We start from the raw sequence: 16,021 nt of genomic DNA on the forward strand, positions 1-16,021 counted from the left end.
TTACAACATCATTTAAACAACATTATGCAGCCCGAAAAATTTTACTATGATAACAAGATCGTCAGGAATTTTGGTATTGCCACCATTGTATGGGGCATTATCGGAATGACAGTTGGACTTATTGCAGCAATCCAATTATTTAAGCCCGGCATGAATATGGGCAACCAGTACACCACCTTTGGCCGTATACGCCCGCTGCACACCAACGCGGTGATATTTGCTTTTGTTGGCAACGCCATATTTATGGGCGTATACTATTCACTGCAACGCCTGCTAAAGGCCCGCATGTTCAGCACATTTTTAAGCAATTTACATTTCTGGGGATGGCAGCTTATCATCGTATCGGCAGTTATTACACTACCGTTAGGACTTACCACATCACATGAGTATGCCGAGCTGGAATGGCCAATAGATATTGCTATTACAATTATATGGGTAGTGTTCGGCGTTAATATGTTTGGCACCATTTTCAAGCGGCGCGAAAGGCACCTGTACGTAGCTATTTGGTTCTACATCGCAACATTTGTAACTATTGCCGTGCTGCACATTGTTAACTCATTTGAGTTGCCGGTATCTGCATTTAAAAGCTATATGGTTTATGCCGGTGTGCAGGACGCGCTGGTGCAATGGTGGTATGGGCACAATGCGGTTGCATTTTTCCTTACAACTCCATACCTGGGCATGATGTACTACTTTTTGCCCAAAATGGCTAATCGCCCTATCTATTCGTATAAACTCAGCATCCTGCATTTTTGGGCATTGATATTTATCTATATCTGGGCCGGACCGCATCATTTGTTATATACCACGTTACCTGGTTGGGCACAGTCATTAGGGATAGTATTTTCTATCATGCTGATAGCGCCAAGCTGGGGTGGTATGATTAACGGTTTGTTAACGCTGCGCGGCGCGTGGGACAAGGTGCGTGACGATGTAGTTCTTAAGTTTATGGTAGTTGGTTTAACTGCCTATGGCATGGCCACGTTTGAAGGCCCGATGCTCTCCCTTAAACAAATAAACGGACTTGCGCACTTTACGGATTGGATTGTAGCCCACGTACACGTTGGCGCGCTCGGTTGGAATGGGTTCCTGACGTTTGCTATACTCTACTGGCTAATACCACGCATTTATAAAACAGAGCTTTATTCTAAAAAACTCGCGTCTTTCCACTTTTGGATTGGCACCCTGGGTATACTGTTTTACGCTATACCTATGTATTGGGCCGGCTTTACTCAGGGGCTTATGCTTAAGGAGTTTACCGCCGAGGGCATGCTGAAGTATCCAAACTTTTTGGAAACAACACTGCGTATTATCCCGATGCATGTAATGCGTTCAATCGGCGGTACGTTTTACCTGTTGGGCGTAATTGTAATGGCTTATAACATAGCCCGCACTATGAAGCAGGGGAAACTTGTAGCTGATGAAGCAACGGAAGCTATGCCGTTAGAACCTCTAAACGAGCTAGCTGAGAGCGGCTGGCACCGTAAACTCGAAAGAAGGCCTATACAGCTAATGGTTGGTGCACTTATAGTGATCTTGATAGGCACCGTAATAGAGTTGATGCCAACCATGACAATTTCATCAAACGTGCCCACAATAGCCAGTGTTAAGCCTTACACTCCGCTTGAATTGCAGGGTAGGGACATTTACATACGCGAAGGCTGTTCAAACTGCCATTCACAAACAGTAAGGCCCTTCCGGTCAGAAACTGAACGTTATGGCGAGTACAGTAAAGCCGGAGAGTTCGTTTATGATCACCCATTCCTCTGGGGATCTAAACGTACCGGACCCGATCTGGCCCGGGAAGGTCAAAAGTATGGGAACGCATGGCATTATAATCACATGATGGATCCTCGACTGATGTCGCCGGGAAGCATAATGCCAAACTACGATTGGTTGTTAACTCAAAAGTTAGATAGTACCACCACCCGTACCAAAATTAACGCTATGCGCACTTTGGGTGTTCCATACGCTGCGGGTTATGAAAACAAGGCTAATTATGAGTTGAATAAACAAGCCGAAGAAATAGCGCAAAGCCTTTCGAAAGATAAGATCAAAGTAAAAAGTGATAAAGAGATCATTGCCGTTATTGCTTATCTGCAAAGATTGGGTACTGATATTAAAGCAAATAAAACCGCCAACAAATAACAACCATGTTTAAACAATTTACCGAGAACATAAACGGGCACCAGGTTTACCTGCTTAGTTCGCTGGGCATATTTCTGATATTTTTTATTGTAGTAGCTATAATACTATTCAAGTTGGGCAAAAGCCATGTAGAGCACATGAGCGAGCTTCCACTTAGTGATAGCGATATCCATTCATCAGAAAAAGCTTTACAATGAAAAGACGGCTATTTATCACAACAACAATTGTAATAGCAGCGCAGCAAAGCTTTGCACAGGGCGATGGCATGTTGTCTGATGAAATGAAAAATTACATTGGCTATGGTGCCATTGTAACCATGCTGCTGTTGTTTTTGGGAGTTATGCTGGTTTTGCTACGCACCTTCAAAGTACTTACCCGCGTAGTTTTAAAATCGCAGGGCTACACCTCTCAGCAAATAGAAGCTGAACTACAACCAGCGAGAAAAGAAAAGAAGCCGAAAGGTGAGGTATGGAACAAACTGCTGTCTCTTAAGCCTTTATCGGAAGAGAAAAGCTTGCTCATACCGCATGAATATGATGGTATACAGGAGTTAAATAACCCGACGCCCGCATGGTTCATGTATCTGTTTTACAGTACCATCTTTTTTGCAGTAGCCTATTTACTTATCTATCATGTGTTTGACATTGGCCAATCGCAATATGCAGAGTACAAGACGGAAATTGTGCAGGCCGAAATTGAGAAAAAGATTTACCTGAGTAAGGCCGCAAACCGTGTTGATGAAAGTACTGTGAAGGTTAGTACAGACCCAAGCGTATTAGCCGGGGGAAAGGGTGTGTTTAAGCAAAGCTGCGCTCCTTGCCATGGCGACAATGGGCAAGGTGTTGTTGGCCCTAACCTTACAGATGAATACTGGCTGCATGGCAACAAAATTTCAGATGTATTTAAAACGATCAAATATGGCGTGTTGGCTAAAGGTATGCCAACCTGGGAAAAACAGCTGACGCCTAAGCAAATTGCAGATGTAGCCAACTATATCCTGTCCTTAAAGGGTACACACCCGGCGGGTGCTAAAGAGCCGCAGGGCGAAAAAGAGGTTACAGAAAAATTAGTTGCTAAGAAATAAAACGTTATGGATACGGTCATAAGTGATGCTGGTGTAGAGAAAAGGAGATGGCTGTATCCGGCACTGCGTAAAGGACAGTTGTACAGGTGGCGGGCTGCTGTTAGTTATGTGTATTTGCTGTTCTTTTTTGCAGGACCCTTTCTAAGGATTGGCGGACAGCCTTTTCTGTTGCTGAACGTTATAGAGCGCAAGTTTGTGATTCTTGGACAGGTGTTTTGGCCGCAGGATATCTTCTTGTTTGTAATAGCAACACTGATATTTGTTGTTTTTGTTACGCTATTCACTATAGCTTTTGGCCGGATATTCTGCGGATGGATATGCCCGCAAACCATTTTTATGGAAATGGTTTTTCGCAGGATTGAAATATGGATTGAGGGTGATGCCAACAAACGCCGAAAGTTGGATGCAAGCGAATGGACGAACGAGAAGATCCTAAAAAAAGGAGCTAAGCATTTAATATTTATTCTGCTTTCATTCTTTATAGCCAATACATTCCTCGCTTACGTTATTGGTAGTGAAAACCTGGTTAAGATTATAACCGAGCCGGTTACCGCCCATGTGGTTGGCTTTATAAGCATATGGATTTTCACAGTAGTCTTTTACCTGGTATATAGCCAGGTGCGCGAGCTTGTTTGCACCGTTATATGCCCTTATGGCCGCCTGCAAGGGGTGTTAATAGATAAGGATACGGTTGTAGTGGCCTATAATGAGGTAAGGGGAGAGCCGCGTGGTAAGTTAAAGAAGGATAGCGCCGACAATCCAAAAGGTGATTGTGTAGACTGCAACCTGTGCGTTGCAGTTTGTCCCACCGGTATCGATATCCGGAAAGGTACCCAATTAGAGTGTATAAACTGCACTGCTTGTATTGATGCTTGTAACTATGTTATGGATAAGATAAACAAGCCTCCTGCCCTTATCGGTCACTATTCTGAGAACATGATTGTAAACAATCAGAAGCCAGCTTTTACGTGGCGAATGGCAGGGTACAGCGCCATTATGTTAGTGCTTATGTGTGTAATGGGCTATTTTGTATTCAGCCGCAGCGAGGTTGACATAACAGTTATGCGTGGCGCAGGCATGCTATACCAGGAGCAGCCGGGAGGCTATATTAGCAATATATACAACGCCGAGATCATCAATAAATCTAACCAGCCAAAAAGGATAATTATTAAACCTACAGACCCGGCAGTTAAGATAAAATATATTCAGGCGCCGGCTGTAATTGAAAAAGGAAGTTCGCTAAAGGTGGTGTTCTTTGTAATGATGCCCGCGGCTGCTATTCAATCGCCTAAAACCACGGTAACGCTACAGTTGCTAACTGGCAACAAAGTGCTGGAAACCAAAAGTACGTCCTTTATAGGACCTGTAAACGACTAATAAGCAACACTATGAACTGGGGAAAAGGATTAGTTATCGGCATGCTGCTCTTTATGAGTTTTATTGTGGGCATGAGCTGCTATATGTTTAAACTACCGGCAGACGATTATGACCGTGAGTACTATGAGAAAGGCTTAACTTTTAACAATGATTTTAAAAAAGAACGGCAAGTGGTAATTGATAAGGCGCAACCGCATATGAGTGTAAACGCTGAAAGTATCATGATCCGGTTTACTGCGCCGGCAACGGGTACAGTTAGATTTATAGATCCCTCCAGCCAAAACAGGGACAAAATCTATCGGGTCGAAACAAATGGTGATGTTACTATGGCCTTACCTAAAGGGGCGCTTACGAACGGCAAATGGAATGTAACGATCAACTGGAAAAGTGGCGCGCACCAGTATTTGTATAAACAAGATATTAATATACATGGGCAATAACCAGGTAGCATTTTTTATAGGCTTGCTTGGTAGCGTACATTGCGTTGGCATGTGTGGTCCGCTAGCCTTCAGCATCCCTTCGTTACAAAAGAATTGGCTTTCAATAGTCGCTGATAAATTGCTTTATAATCTTGGACGGGTTTTAACTTATGCTACTTTAGGGCTTCTGCTTGGTTACCTTGGTAAACTGCTTTGGCTGGCCGGAGCGCAGCAAATAATTAGCGTTACAAGTGGGATTGTTATAATTGCTGTGGGGCTGGTTAGAGTATTTAAGTACAAAAACAATAAACTAAAGATTAGCCAGTCGTTACCCTTTTATAAACTCATTAATTTTGCTCTTAAACATCATGCAGGGCACTTTGCTTTGGGCATGCTTAATGGCCTTCTTCCGTGCGGCTTTGTATATGTTGCGCTGTTTGGTGCGCTTAATACTAACTCCGCAGCAGAAGCCGCAACATTTATGTTTTGGTTTGGCATAGGTACGGTTCCGTTGATGCTTACTGCAGCATTGAGTTTTAAACTGTTAGGCCCGCTGGTGCGTCGCCGTATAAACTTCGCAATGCCCTATTTGATGATTGTGTTGGGTTGCTGGTTTGTTTTGCGCGGAGCGGGTTTGGATTTGCCGTACCTCAGTCCGCTTATTAAAGCTTCAGGGGCAAGCGTTTGTCATTAAATAAAAATGTGCTGAACGTCACCTTTTTTGCCGCTTTCGGTCATGTCCCGGGCGGCCATATCAATGCACTTTTGTGGTATAAATTAATTGATATGGCAACTCTAACAAATACCACAGCTCAATGGAGCGACGTCTCTTTAACCAACACCAACCCCAGTCTAATCAGCAAAATAACAGCTTGGGCAGATAAACAAGCTGCAAACCGTACACTTTGGTTTATGGTATCTTTAATTGCGCAAGGCGTACTGTTTTTGCCCGTGCCTGCAGTTCTACTGTATTACTTTCACGCGCCACTTTTTGTTCTTGCGGTAACCCTAGGATTGTTCTTCTCAAACATTATAGCTGGTATGGGTGGGGCAGGTATCCGTGCAATGCTGGGTCTTTTTGCCTTTAGTATAATTGTCCACTTGTTAATGATCATCACCTTTATCATCTGATATGATACCAAAAATGATGAAAGCGGCGGTTGTTCAAGAGTTTGGACAGCCGCTTTTGATTAAAGACGTACCTGTACCCAGCCCTGCGCAAAACCAAATACTTGTAAAGGTGATAGCTTGCGGCGTATGCCACACAGACCTGCATGCTGCTAATGGCGACTGGCCTGTAAAACCTCAGTTGCCACTCATTCCCGGTCACGAAGCAATAGGCTATGTGGTAGCCTTAGGACCGAGCGTTGAGCGCGTAAAGATTGGCGACATTGTAGGCGCTCCGTGGCTGCACAGTGCTTGCGGGTGTTGCGAATATTGTATTACCGGATGGGAAACCCTTTGCGGAGAACAAAAAAATGGCGGGTATAGCGTAAACGGTGGTTTTGCCGAGTATGTTGTAGCTGATGCAAGGTATGTGGCTCAACTACCGGCGGGAATAAACTTAGCGGAAATGGCTCCTATAATTTGCGCCGGAGTAACAGTTTATAAAGGATTGAAGGAGACGGAAGTAAAGCCTGGTGAGTGGGTGGCCATATCCGGTATTGGAGGGCTGGGGCACCTTGCGGTGCAGTATGCAAAAGCCATGGGCATGCATGTTGCTGCTATTGACGTAGCAGATGACAAGCTGGAGCTAGCCAAACAGATGGGGGCAGAGATAACCGTTAACGCTCTTAATCAGGATCCCGCAACTGCAATCAAGAGTGCGACAAGCGGTATGCATGGTGTGCTGGTTACTGCGGTTTCGCCGATAGCTTTTGAGCAGGGAATAGGAATGTTGAGGCGAATGGGTACAATAGCTTTGGTTGGCCTGCCAAAAGGCAGTTTTGATCTGCCGATATTTGAAACCGTACTAAACCGTTATACTGTTCGTGGTTCTATTGTTGGAACTCGTAAGGATATGCAGGAAGCCGTTGCTTTTGCAGTGGAAGGGAAAGTTAAAGCTGCTATCCATACAGCAAAGCTGGAAGATATTAATCACGTATTTGACATGATGCGTAAAGGCGACATTAATGGCCGGATAGTACTGGAGATAGGAACACCATAATTACCAGGTGTTCTCAACAAAAAGGCTCCTAATCAGGAGCCTTTTTGTTGTCTTAAATAGCCATACTAAATAGCTGCGTAGCGGGTTTGTCGTTCCAAAGCCTGGTATCAAGCGCCATGCAAATGTTGCGCAGGTATCGTTTGCCGGTGTTTGTTACCTGCAGCCCCCAGGAGCATAAATCTATCAAGCCGTCTTCTGCAAGCGGCTCTAAACGTTCGATGCCTTTAAGCAAGCCTTCAAATGGCTCGTTGTGGTAGTTCCATGTGGTTTTGCCGGTGCACATTATCTCTAAAATATGTTTGCGGATAACAATGTCTTCATCGGTTAATAAATGGCCTTTAAATATTGGCAGCGCGCCAAGTTCAATGGTGTTGATGTAGTCCTCAAGCTTTTTTTCATTTTGAGCAAATGCGTACCAACTGTCACTTATTGCCGATACGCCCAAACCTATAAGCAATTGAGTATGCTGATGCGTATACCCCATAAAGTTACGGTGCAATTCACCTGTTTTTTCAGCGGCAACCAGCTGGTCATCAGGCAATGCGAAGTGATCCATGCCAACTTCAACATAGTCGTAGTTTTTTAAAAGGCTGCGGCCAATTTCATAAAGCTTTACCTTCGTTGGTGCATCTGGCAAATCTGCTTCCGTAAATTTGCGCTGGCCGGGTTTTATCCAGGGTACATGAGCGTAACTGTAAAAAGCTATTCTGTCAGGCACCAGTTCACTTACCAGGTGCATTGTTTTCACCAGGCTGTCCGTTGTTTGTAGCGGTAAGCCGTAGATGAGATCATAGTTTACCGAAGTATAACCAATTTTTCGTGCTTTGTAGGTAACAGTGCGTACCTGCTCCAGCGTTTGATGACGGTTGATGATCAGCTGCACGGCAGGATCAAAGTCTTGTATGCCAAGGCTCAGGCGCCTGAAGCCAAGGTCAAATAAAGTCTGAAGATGCTCTGCAGTTGTATTACCCGGATGTGCCTCAAAACTAAATTCCGCATCGGGGTGAATGTTTACCCAACTTAATAGTCCGGTGATTAGCTTTTGCAGGTTAGCAGGACTAAAAAAGGTTGGTGTACCACCACCCAAATGAAGTTCGCGTATTACCGGAGCGGTATCCATTAAAGAGCGGTACATGTTCCATTCCTTGAGTACAGCGTTTATATACGGCTCTTCTACATTATGGTTTTTGGTAATACGGGTATTGCAGCCGCAATAGGTGCACAGGCTTTCGCAAAATGGCAAATGCACGTACAGGCTGATGCCATCTTTTTCGTTAGTTTGGGAGAACGAGCTCTTTACCGAATCCTCCCATCGTGCCACAGAGAAATGATCAGTGTCCCAGTAGGGCATAGTTGGATAGCTGGTATAACGCGGCGCTGCTACATTATACTTTGCTTGTAAATATTTGTCCATTATGGGTTATTGATTTAAAGTTGATGCAACAGGAACGCGGCAATTTTTGGCGCAGGCACATGCTTTGCCCACGCATTTATTTTGTTGCCATTTGTCCAGATTGCCAATGGTTTGGTCTGCTATGCTTTGCAAGGCTTCACGTGTAAGATAAGCCTGATGGGGTGTTAAAAGCACCTGCTCAAACTGCATCAGCTCCTGTAGCATCTTATCTTTATTAACATCATGTTCATGATCTTCAAAAAACAATCCTTTCTCAAATTCATAAACATCCAAGCCCAGGTAGCCTATTTTGCCGGCGTAAAGTGCCTGGATAACATCGGTTGTTTTAACAAGAGCACCGCGGGAGGTATTAATAAGCATTACACCATCTTTCATTTGCGTTAAAGCATCCCAGTTGATGATGTGCCGGGTGCCCGGGGTTAATGGCACGTGTAGAGAAATAATGTCTGATTGGGCGTAAAGCTCAGGTAAAGACACATGCTTTATTGATGTTTCGTTGTTCGGGAACTGCAGGTCGTACCCAATAACGTTACAACCAAGTCCTTTAAAAATGGAAGCTGACGCTAAACCAGTATTTCCCAGTCCTACTATCCCGACTGTTTTACCTGAAAAATTAAATCCTAAAAGGCCATTGTTGGTGAAATTAAATTTGTGGCCCTGCTCATTAGCTTTAATAAGTTTACGGTTGAGCGCAAAAGCTAATGCAACGGCATGTTCCGCAATTGCCTCTGGGGAATAATAGGGAACGTTGGCTACTTTTATTCCAAACTTGGCAGCTGCTTCTCTGTCAATGTGATCTGTGCCGGCAGAGCGGGTGGATACATATTTAACCCCTAAAGTAGCCAGGCGCTCTACAACTGGCGCCGAAACTTCATCGTTGGTAAACACAACAACCGCGTCCTTCCCTTCAGCGTAAATAGCAGTGTCTAAGCCAAGCGGATTTGATATAAGTGTTATATCGTGCTTTTTTTGATTAGCTTTTGAAAGAAATTCCTTCTCAAACGGTTTAATGCTGTATGCCACTACTTTCATTCGCGATATTTTTTATCAAAATTATCACGAATACAGAAAGCTATAGTTGAGCCATGTCAGCTCCAAGAATGATCTTCGTCAGTTTTTCATTTTTCCCAGCCGGGTTTCATCAAGGATCGTTATCAGGCTGCCTTTCTTTTCTATCAGGCCTTCGTCTTTAAAATCTGATAAAGTGCGGCTTACTGTTTCAGAGGCCATGCCTGCAAGGGCCGCAAGATCTTCGCGGCTAATCTTGATACTATTGTTGTCGTTACCTTGCTTCTGCAGCTTTAATAATGAACCCGCCATGCGTTTACGTACCGAATTATAAGCGAGATGCAGGAGTTGTTCTTCCTTATCTCTTACGTCGTTGGCCAGTATCCGTATAAATTCGCGTGCCACATCGGGGTACTGTCCAATTAAATTATCCAGTTGTTCTTTAGGTATTAAACAAAGTTGCGAATCTTCTAAAGCTGTAGCAGTATCCGCATACGGCTCATTGGCAAGCATCGCGTTTATACCCAGGTAATCATCAGCTGAATATATACCGGTCATTAATTCACGGCCGTCATCAGCAAGCTTTGCTGTCTTTATTCTTCCGCTTAGAACGATAAACAAGCCATTGCCTCTATCACCATCATAATATATAACCTGATTTTTTTTGACAGGCCTGCTTTTACGTTCGGCCACAATTTTTTTGAGTTCAGCAAGCCCATTGTTTTTAGCCAGCAAGCCCGTTAGCTTATCGAGTGTGTTGCTGTAAAAACTCTCCTGAACTTGCCGTTTTTTTAACCGGCTTTCTATAGCGGTAAGTAATTCTATGTCATCAAACGGCTTGGTAAGGTAATCATCGGCACCCATTTCCATGCCTTTTCGCAGATCTACGCGCTCTGCTTTGGCAGTTAAGAAGATAAATGGTATGGCAGCGGTTTCAACATTTTTGTTAAGCATATAAAGCACACCGTAACCATCCAGGTCAGGCATCATAATGTCGCAAAGAATAATGTCCGGCTTGTGCTTCATAGCAAGTTCTACACCAACCTTGCCGTTATCTGCCTGTAAAACGCCAAAGTCTGCTAATTCAAGTATCTCAACTATATTTTCGCGAATATCCGTGTTGTCTTCAATTATTAATACTTGCTTGCTCATAATCGGTTAAATGAAATTTTAAATGATGTACCCTGGTTTATAACGCTCTTGAATTCGATATGACCATTCATCAGCCTGGTGTACCGTTCCACAATGTTTAGCCCAAGCCCTGTTCCCGGAATGTTACCTGTATTATGCGCCCTAAAGAAAGGTTCGAACAAATGCTTTTGATCTTTCTCGGGTATGCCAATACCATTATCTTTTATCATTATAGTACACCCTGAGTCGCTAACCTCGGTGTTAAACTCAATAAAAGTGTTTTCGCCGGAATATTTTATAGCATTGGCTATCAGATTGAAGATGCAGTTCTTTAGAAGATTTTGGTCGAGGTTGACTACGCTTTCCTTGCCAGTGTGCTGATAGATAATATGCTGATTTTGCTTTGCTATTATCTGCATTTCTTCTGTTATCTCTTCAGAAAGTTTTACAAGATCAAACGTGGAGAACGCCGGGTTAACCTTGCCGGCCTCTAGCTTTTCTAAGGATAAAAAATCGTTAAGTATGGTGGTAAGGTTGCCTACAGCATTTTTAATTTTACCTACGTGTTTGGCTATATTATCGCTATTGAAAGCCTGCGCATATTTGTCAACCAGAGACGCGGATAGCTGTATGGCGCTTAGTGGTGTACGAAACTCGTGGGATGCCATAGATACAAAACGGCTTTTCAGCTGGCTTAATTCTTTTTCCTTTTCTAAGGACAGGCTTACTTCTTCTTTCGCGTTTTGCAACGCCATTACCGATTCTTTTAAAGATTGCGTCCGTTCTTCCACCAGCTCTTCCAGGTGTGCAGCATAATCTTTAAGTTGTTCCTCAGCCTCTTTTTGTTTGCTTAGATCATGTATAAAACCGGTATAAATTTTTCGACCAGAAAATGCCACTTCGCTCACAGCCAATCTGAAAGGAAATGTACTGCCATCTTTTCGCAGACCGACGACTTCGCGGCCAATACCTATTATATGAGGTACGCCGGTGTGCTGATATCGCCTTATATATTCATCATGTTGCCCACGGTCTGGCGGTGGCATTAAATAAGAAACATTTTTGCCGATAACCTCTTCCGGATTATATTGAAAAAGCGAGCATGCAGCAGGATTAATAGTTTCAATAAGGCCTCTTCCGTCTATAGTTACAATGCCATCTATAGCATTTTGAATTATAGCATTTAAGAGTGCCGCGTTTTCCATAGCCTAAGTTATTGTTGTATAAACATTGCAAATATGGTGACCATAGTTTGCTTTTATATAAGTATAGCTTATATAAAAGTAACAAAAGTCACTTTTTTCAAAAGTCAGGAGTTTCGTAAACAAGTAATTTGACTTGCGTTGTTTTTTGATGTGATCTTCGTCATTTATCAGCGGTTGTAAAGTAGGCATCTTTATAGCAAACAGAAAATTTAATGGGCAGCACAGAAATACAGTTCCTGGACGGGCCGCACTCCAGATTAAAAGAGCTAAAGTTTACTATACAGACAATGCTGGACCTTATACGAGGCTTGCGGGCATTACACTTTGTAGGCCCATGTATTACCTTTTTTGGTTCGGCCCGCTTTAAGGAGGATCATCCGTACTATGAACTAACACGCAATGCAGCTGCTGCATTTGCAAGGTTGGGGTTTACTATTATAACAGGTGGAGGGCCAGGCTTAATGGAAGCGGCTAATCGTGGTGCTAAAGATGCAGGAGGATATTCTGTAGGGTGTAATATTCAATTACCGGTAGAACAAATGCCCAATCCATACCTGGATAAATGGGTTTACATGAGCCATTTTTTTCTAAGAAAGGTATTGTTGGTTAAATACTCCTTTGCTTTTGTGGTGATGCCGGGTGGTTATGGGACACTGGATGAATACTTTGAAGCGTTGACCCTTATTCAAACCCATAAAATAAAGGATTTCCCCATCATTATTTTTGGTAAAGAGTACCACAAAGAATTAATTGATCACATAGCAGTGATGAAGCGGGACGGAACAATAGGCTTTAACGATGAAAAGTACTTTTTGGTAACTGATGATATTAATGAAGCTAAAGCTTTAATTGAAGATAAAAGCATAAAGAAGTTTGGTTTAAAGCCTAAAATAAAGTATCAGCCATTTGGCTGGTTATTTGAAAAAAAATAAATATTTATGGACATTAAAAAAACACTATCGGCGCGCTCTCTGCAATACTATGTTATGGCGAGACATTGGGAATCTGATCTGGAATTTTTCAGGATCGAGACGGATTTTTTGAGCCATCTAATCAATTATAACTTAAAGCTGGTAAAAGCAATTTTTGACACAAGTACTCTACGTTCACTTTTAGGTAAAATTAACCGGCTGAAACAAGATGAGCAAGCAGTAGCAAAGTTGCTTGCAGCGCAGCTGCAGCAACTGGAACTTATGGCTGAAGACATTATTCCGGAGAACGTTGATGAGGTTAAAGGTAAACAGGTGCATTTGGAGTGCAAAGTTGCCGGTTTATTAAAGGAATACCAGGCTGTAAAAAAAAGCCTGTTCGCAGCAATTGAATATACTTTAAAAGAGAACAGAACAACCGTGGCCTAATACCCCCTATATATAACAATTGAAGTGAGGCGCCATAAGTATATGTGCGCCTTTTTTATTGCCGGCTTACATCAACTATTTGCGTGATGTGTATCATTATTTTCAAGTATCCCTTGACAGACCTTTACATCATCTAAATTCAAGATGATGAAAAAGCAAATGAACATCGATAATTATCACGGCATAAACAAACAAGTTGATACGTTGCTGCTGGTATGCTTGTTCCTGGTAAGTTTAATGCTTACGTTAGTGGTAAGTACGACAGCTCGTGCTAACGGCTCTGATAAAATAGCAGATAAAGAACTTTCCGCTGAGATAGCTGCGCAGTTAGGCAGCGGAAAACTGCCTTTAAACTTTCCTCAGTCTGTAAAGAGATTTTATCAGCAGCGTCAATTTGCTGTTAACTGGCTGGTTTCTGAAAAAGATGCTGACCAAACATGGGCGGCCGTGTTAATGTTGGATTGTGTGTTGCAGTTTGGTCTTAATCAAGCCGATTATCACCCCAATGAATTGGTAGCCAGCAAACTGCACGACATATTGGAACGGCGCGCTGATGTGCCGCTGGTTCAAAAGGGCAGATATGAAATTATGCTTACGGATGCCGTATTGTCATTTGTCAATAACCTGCACTTTGGTAAATACAATCCCGACTATCCGGCTTCAAAAATTGACAAGGGTGTACTGCCGTTTGATGCAATAGGCGTGCTTAACAACGCCGTTTTAAGCAAAGACTTTATGGTAACCATCGTTAGCGCTCAACCTCAAAACCAACTTTACCAAAATCTTCAGGAACGGATGCATAAAGTAGCAGGGTTACAGGTAGGAGATTGTTACGAATTCCCCGAAGCAGAAGTGCGCAAAATGGCTCTTAACATGGAACGGTTAAGGTGGGCCGCATTGGATAGCAGCAATTTCATCCATGTTAATGTGCCATCTTACAAGCTCAGTTTTTACCATCAGCAAGCGGTGGATACATTTCGGGTAGTTGTAGGTAAGCCTGGAAACCCTACACCAACCTTAAAAAGTGTTGTTAAGTATTTTACCACCGCACCGGAATGGAAAGTGCCGCAAAAAATATTCAGAAATGAATTGTTGACAAAGGCAATACGGGACACCGCCTATTTAACAAACAACCACTATGCTATTTACAACAATGCCGGAATGCTGATAACTCCTAACAAAACCTATCTTTTAAAAATTAAGCAAAACCCGGCACGATACCATGCTACCCAGTCTGCCGGGTGCGATAACGCTCTTGGGCAGATCGTATTCAGATTCCCAAACATTTATGAGATCTACATGCATGATACGCCGCAACAAGAGCTGTTTAAGAAGGATGCCCGCGCTTACAGTCACGGCTGTATTCGTGTGCAGCAAGCGGCCAAACTGGCCCGGCTTTTATTAGTGAATGATGGCCAGCAAGCAATGGTCAACAAAATGCTAACAGCAATAAACCAGGGTAACAGGAAGAACTTCAAATTAACTAAACCTGTACCAATAGCAGTAACATACCTAACCTGCGAGGTGATTGACGGAGAATTCATTGCATATAGCGATATATACAACCTGGACAATAGCCTTGATATGCTTATGTATAAAAAGGATGATAAAACGCTTAAATTAAGTCAAAACTAGTACGATCTACACGCATACCGGCCAATGATTGAGGCATATACAGGTGGGTTAATAGTATCTGTATTATTCAGATTGGAGCCAGCTATGTTGCGTAGTTGCACAAGTTTCAGAAGTGATGTATATCACCCCAATTTAAACGTGGTATATGACGGGCGTCATTATTTAACAGGAATTTTAGCAGCATCTTCGGAACGTAATTATCATTAACATGAAAACGATACTTGTGCCAACAGATTTCTCTCCGTCAGCCACTAACGCCGCAAATTATGCGTTGGAAGTTGCCAGGAGAGTTAAGGCCAATATAAAGCTTTGTAACGCCATAAAAGTACCGGGGGAAGCTGTTATGGCTGCACAGGTAGTATGGCCAATGCCAGACGCAGACGATCTGAAAGATAAATCTGACGCCGAACTCAATTACTTAGTTACAACCCTGGAAAAGCAATTGGATGGCCAGGAACAAGTATTTAGGCCGCACATTCATCATACGACGGGGTTTGGGGATGTAACCGACTTTGTGAGGAACCTGGTAAGCGACGATAATGCTAATTTAGTAGTAATGGGTATGTCGGGTGCAAATGTTTTTTCGAGATTTGCGCTTGGGAGCAATAGCCGTGAGTTAATTAGTAAAGCCAGTTTTCCGTTGCTGCTGGTTCCTAAAGCCTACAAATACCGCCCGATAAAGAAGATTGCGTTTGCAACGGACCTAAGCGAAGCCGACATTGACATCTTGCACAGTCTGGCCGGCTTTGCAAGATATTATAATGCTGAAATACTAATCAGCCACGTGTTGCACGTACCCGACCAGGACCAAAAGCTAATCGATTCTTTTTTGAGCGATGTAACCTGTAAGGTAGACTATCCCAACATCTACTACAGAAGCTTGCAAAGTACCGGTGTAAACGAAGGGCTGCAATGGTTAACAGAAAACGGTATTATAGACATGATAGTAGTGGTGCATCGCAACAACAGCTTTTTTAATAGTCATTCCCAAAAACTTGCTGTAAATACCAAAGTTCCACTTATGGTACTGCCAGGTGGATTTAACAAGTTTTTGCTGTAAATTTTAGAGGCAAAT

Annotated in this window: 16 protein-coding genes; 12 read left to right on the plus strand and 4 right to left on the minus strand. The window is 42.9% G+C overall.

The genetic code is table 11. The features are described 5' to 3' along the window. Window positions 1–24: 24 nt before the first annotated feature. The 8 genes from ccoN to adhP all read left to right on the plus strand — a co-directional run bounded on the left by ccoN (window position 25) and on the right by adhP (window position 7,195). Entirely contained in the window at window positions 25–2,148 is a 2,124-nt protein-coding gene (gene ccoN, locus AC59GT_RS05635; protein ID WP_497236723.1) for a cytochrome-c oxidase, cbb3-type subunit I, read from the plus strand. 5 nt (window positions 2,149–2,153) lie between these two features. Then, window positions 2,154–2,345, plus strand: coding sequence for a hypothetical protein (locus AC59GT_RS05640; protein WP_117382222.1), 192 nt, complete (start codon window positions 2,154–2,156; stop codon window positions 2,343–2,345). Further along, entirely contained in the window at window positions 2,342–3,232 is an 891-nt protein-coding gene (locus AC59GT_RS05645) for a cbb3-type cytochrome c oxidase N-terminal domain-containing protein (protein WP_497236724.1), read from the plus strand. Before AC59GT_RS05640 ends, AC59GT_RS05645 begins: the two co-directional genes overlap by 4 nt. A 6-nt stretch (window positions 3,233–3,238) precedes the next feature. After that, window positions 3,239–4,609 (plus strand): cytochrome c oxidase accessory protein CcoG, encoded by a 1,371-nt coding sequence (gene ccoG, locus AC59GT_RS05650; RefSeq protein WP_497236725.1) that lies wholly within the window; start codon window positions 3,239–3,241, stop codon window positions 4,607–4,609. Window positions 4,610–4,620: 11 nt separating this feature from the next. After that, the gene (locus tag AC59GT_RS05655; RefSeq protein WP_497236726.1) at window positions 4,621–5,049 is read left to right on the plus strand and encodes a FixH family protein; all 429 of its coding nucleotides are present in this window, start codon (window positions 4,621–4,623) and stop codon (window positions 5,047–5,049) included. After that, window positions 5,039–5,722, plus strand: a complete 684-nt coding sequence (locus tag AC59GT_RS05660) for a sulfite exporter TauE/SafE family protein (protein ID WP_497236727.1) — start codon at window positions 5,039–5,041, stop codon at window positions 5,720–5,722. Before AC59GT_RS05655 ends, AC59GT_RS05660 begins: the two co-directional genes overlap by 11 nt. Before the next feature lie 92 nt (window positions 5,723–5,814). After that, complete coding sequence (locus AC59GT_RS05665; RefSeq protein WP_497236728.1) at window positions 5,815–6,159, plus strand: hypothetical protein; 345 nt, start codon at window positions 5,815–5,817, stop codon at window positions 6,157–6,159. Between the two features lies 1 nt (window position 6,160). Beyond that, window positions 6,161–7,195 (plus strand): alcohol dehydrogenase AdhP, encoded by a 1,035-nt coding sequence (adhP, locus tag AC59GT_RS05670; RefSeq protein ID WP_497236729.1) that lies wholly within the window; start codon window positions 6,161–6,163, stop codon window positions 7,193–7,195. Window positions 7,196–7,247: 52 nt separating this feature from the next. Here adhP and hemN read toward each other — a convergent pair whose 3' ends face one another. The 4 genes from hemN to AC59GT_RS05690 all read right to left on the minus strand — a co-directional run bounded on the left by hemN (window position 7,248) and on the right by AC59GT_RS05690 (window position 11,953). After that, entirely contained in the window at window positions 7,248–8,609 is a 1,362-nt protein-coding gene (hemN, locus tag AC59GT_RS05675; protein WP_497236730.1) for an oxygen-independent coproporphyrinogen III oxidase, read from the minus strand. A 6-nt stretch (window positions 8,610–8,615) separates the two neighbouring features. After that, a complete protein-coding gene (locus AC59GT_RS05680) occupies window positions 8,616–9,641 on the minus strand; it encodes a 2-hydroxyacid dehydrogenase (protein ID WP_497236731.1) in 1,026 nt (341 codons plus the stop codon). Window positions 9,642–9,719: 78 nt separating this feature from the next. After that, window positions 9,720–10,769, minus strand: coding sequence for a response regulator (locus AC59GT_RS05685; RefSeq protein ID WP_497236732.1), 1,050 nt, complete (start codon window positions 10,767–10,769; stop codon window positions 9,720–9,722). Beyond that, window positions 10,766–11,953 carry a PAS domain-containing sensor histidine kinase gene (locus AC59GT_RS05690; protein ID WP_497236733.1) on the minus strand — a complete coding sequence of 396 codons (1,188 nt, stop codon included), beginning with the start codon at window positions 11,951–11,953 and terminating at the stop codon, window positions 10,766–10,768. Before AC59GT_RS05690 ends, AC59GT_RS05685 begins: the two co-directional genes overlap by 4 nt. Before the next feature lie 212 nt (window positions 11,954–12,165). Here AC59GT_RS05690 and AC59GT_RS05695 point away from each other — a divergent pair, with 212 nt between their 5' ends. The 4 genes from AC59GT_RS05695 (at window position 12,166) to AC59GT_RS05710 (ending at window position 16,006) form a co-directional block, all read left to right on the plus strand. Further along, window positions 12,166–12,885 (plus strand): LOG family protein, encoded by a 720-nt coding sequence (locus AC59GT_RS05695; RefSeq protein WP_497236734.1) that lies wholly within the window; start codon window positions 12,166–12,168, stop codon window positions 12,883–12,885. 6 nt (window positions 12,886–12,891) lie between these two features. After that, window positions 12,892–13,311, plus strand: a complete 420-nt coding sequence (locus AC59GT_RS05700; protein ID WP_497236735.1) for a hypothetical protein — start codon at window positions 12,892–12,894, stop codon at window positions 13,309–13,311. Between the two features lie 144 nt (window positions 13,312–13,455). Continuing rightward, window positions 13,456–14,946 (plus strand): L,D-transpeptidase scaffold domain-containing protein, encoded by a 1,491-nt coding sequence (locus tag AC59GT_RS05705; protein WP_497236736.1) that lies wholly within the window; start codon window positions 13,456–13,458, stop codon window positions 14,944–14,946. 208 nt (window positions 14,947–15,154) lie between these two features. Beyond that, window positions 15,155–16,006 carry a universal stress protein gene (locus AC59GT_RS05710; protein ID WP_497236737.1) on the plus strand — a complete coding sequence of 284 codons (852 nt, stop codon included), beginning with the start codon at window positions 15,155–15,157 and terminating at the stop codon, window positions 16,004–16,006. The last annotated feature ends 15 nt before the right edge of the window (window positions 16,007–16,021 follow it).

Source organism: Mucilaginibacter sp. 320_HR (genome assembly GCF_059691875.1).

Bases quoted from the DNA above. Each gene is read 5' to 3' on its own strand.
- ccoN (WP_497236723.1), top strand. From the start codon at position 25: ATGCAGCCCGAAAAATTTTACTATGATAACAAGATCGTCAGGAATTTT.
- AC59GT_RS05640 (WP_117382222.1), top strand. From the start codon at position 2,154: ATGTTTAAACAATTTACCGAGAACATAAACGGGCACCAGGTTTACCTG.
- AC59GT_RS05645 (WP_497236724.1), top strand. From the start codon at position 2,342: ATGAAAAGACGGCTATTTATCACAACAACAATTGTAATAGCAGCGCAG.
- ccoG (WP_497236725.1), top strand. From the start codon at position 3,239: ATGGATACGGTCATAAGTGATGCTGGTGTAGAGAAAAGGAGATGGCTG.
- AC59GT_RS05655 (WP_497236726.1), top strand. From the start codon at position 4,621: ATGAACTGGGGAAAAGGATTAGTTATCGGCATGCTGCTCTTTATGAGT.
- AC59GT_RS05660 (WP_497236727.1), top strand. From the start codon at position 5,039: ATGGGCAATAACCAGGTAGCATTTTTTATAGGCTTGCTTGGTAGCGTA.
- AC59GT_RS05665 (WP_497236728.1), top strand. From the start codon at position 5,815: ATGGCAACTCTAACAAATACCACAGCTCAATGGAGCGACGTCTCTTTA.
- adhP (WP_497236729.1), top strand. From the start codon at position 6,161: ATGATACCAAAAATGATGAAAGCGGCGGTTGTTCAAGAGTTTGGACAG.
- hemN (WP_497236730.1), bottom strand. From the start codon at position 8,609: ATGGACAAATATTTACAAGCAAAGTATAATGTAGCAGCGCCGCGTTAT.
- AC59GT_RS05680 (WP_497236731.1), bottom strand. From the start codon at position 9,641: ATGAAAGTAGTGGCATACAGCATTAAACCGTTTGAGAAGGAATTTCTT.
- AC59GT_RS05685 (WP_497236732.1), bottom strand. From the start codon at position 10,769: ATGAGCAAGCAAGTATTAATAATTGAAGACAACACGGATATTCGCGAA.
- AC59GT_RS05690 (WP_497236733.1), bottom strand. From the start codon at position 11,953: ATGGAAAACGCGGCACTCTTAAATGCTATAATTCAAAATGCTATAGAT.
- AC59GT_RS05695 (WP_497236734.1), top strand. From the start codon at position 12,166: ATGGGCAGCACAGAAATACAGTTCCTGGACGGGCCGCACTCCAGATTA.
- AC59GT_RS05700 (WP_497236735.1), top strand. From the start codon at position 12,892: ATGGACATTAAAAAAACACTATCGGCGCGCTCTCTGCAATACTATGTT.
- AC59GT_RS05705 (WP_497236736.1), top strand. From the start codon at position 13,456: ATGATGAAAAAGCAAATGAACATCGATAATTATCACGGCATAAACAAA.
- AC59GT_RS05710 (WP_497236737.1), top strand. From the start codon at position 15,155: ATGAAAACGATACTTGTGCCAACAGATTTCTCTCCGTCAGCCACTAAC.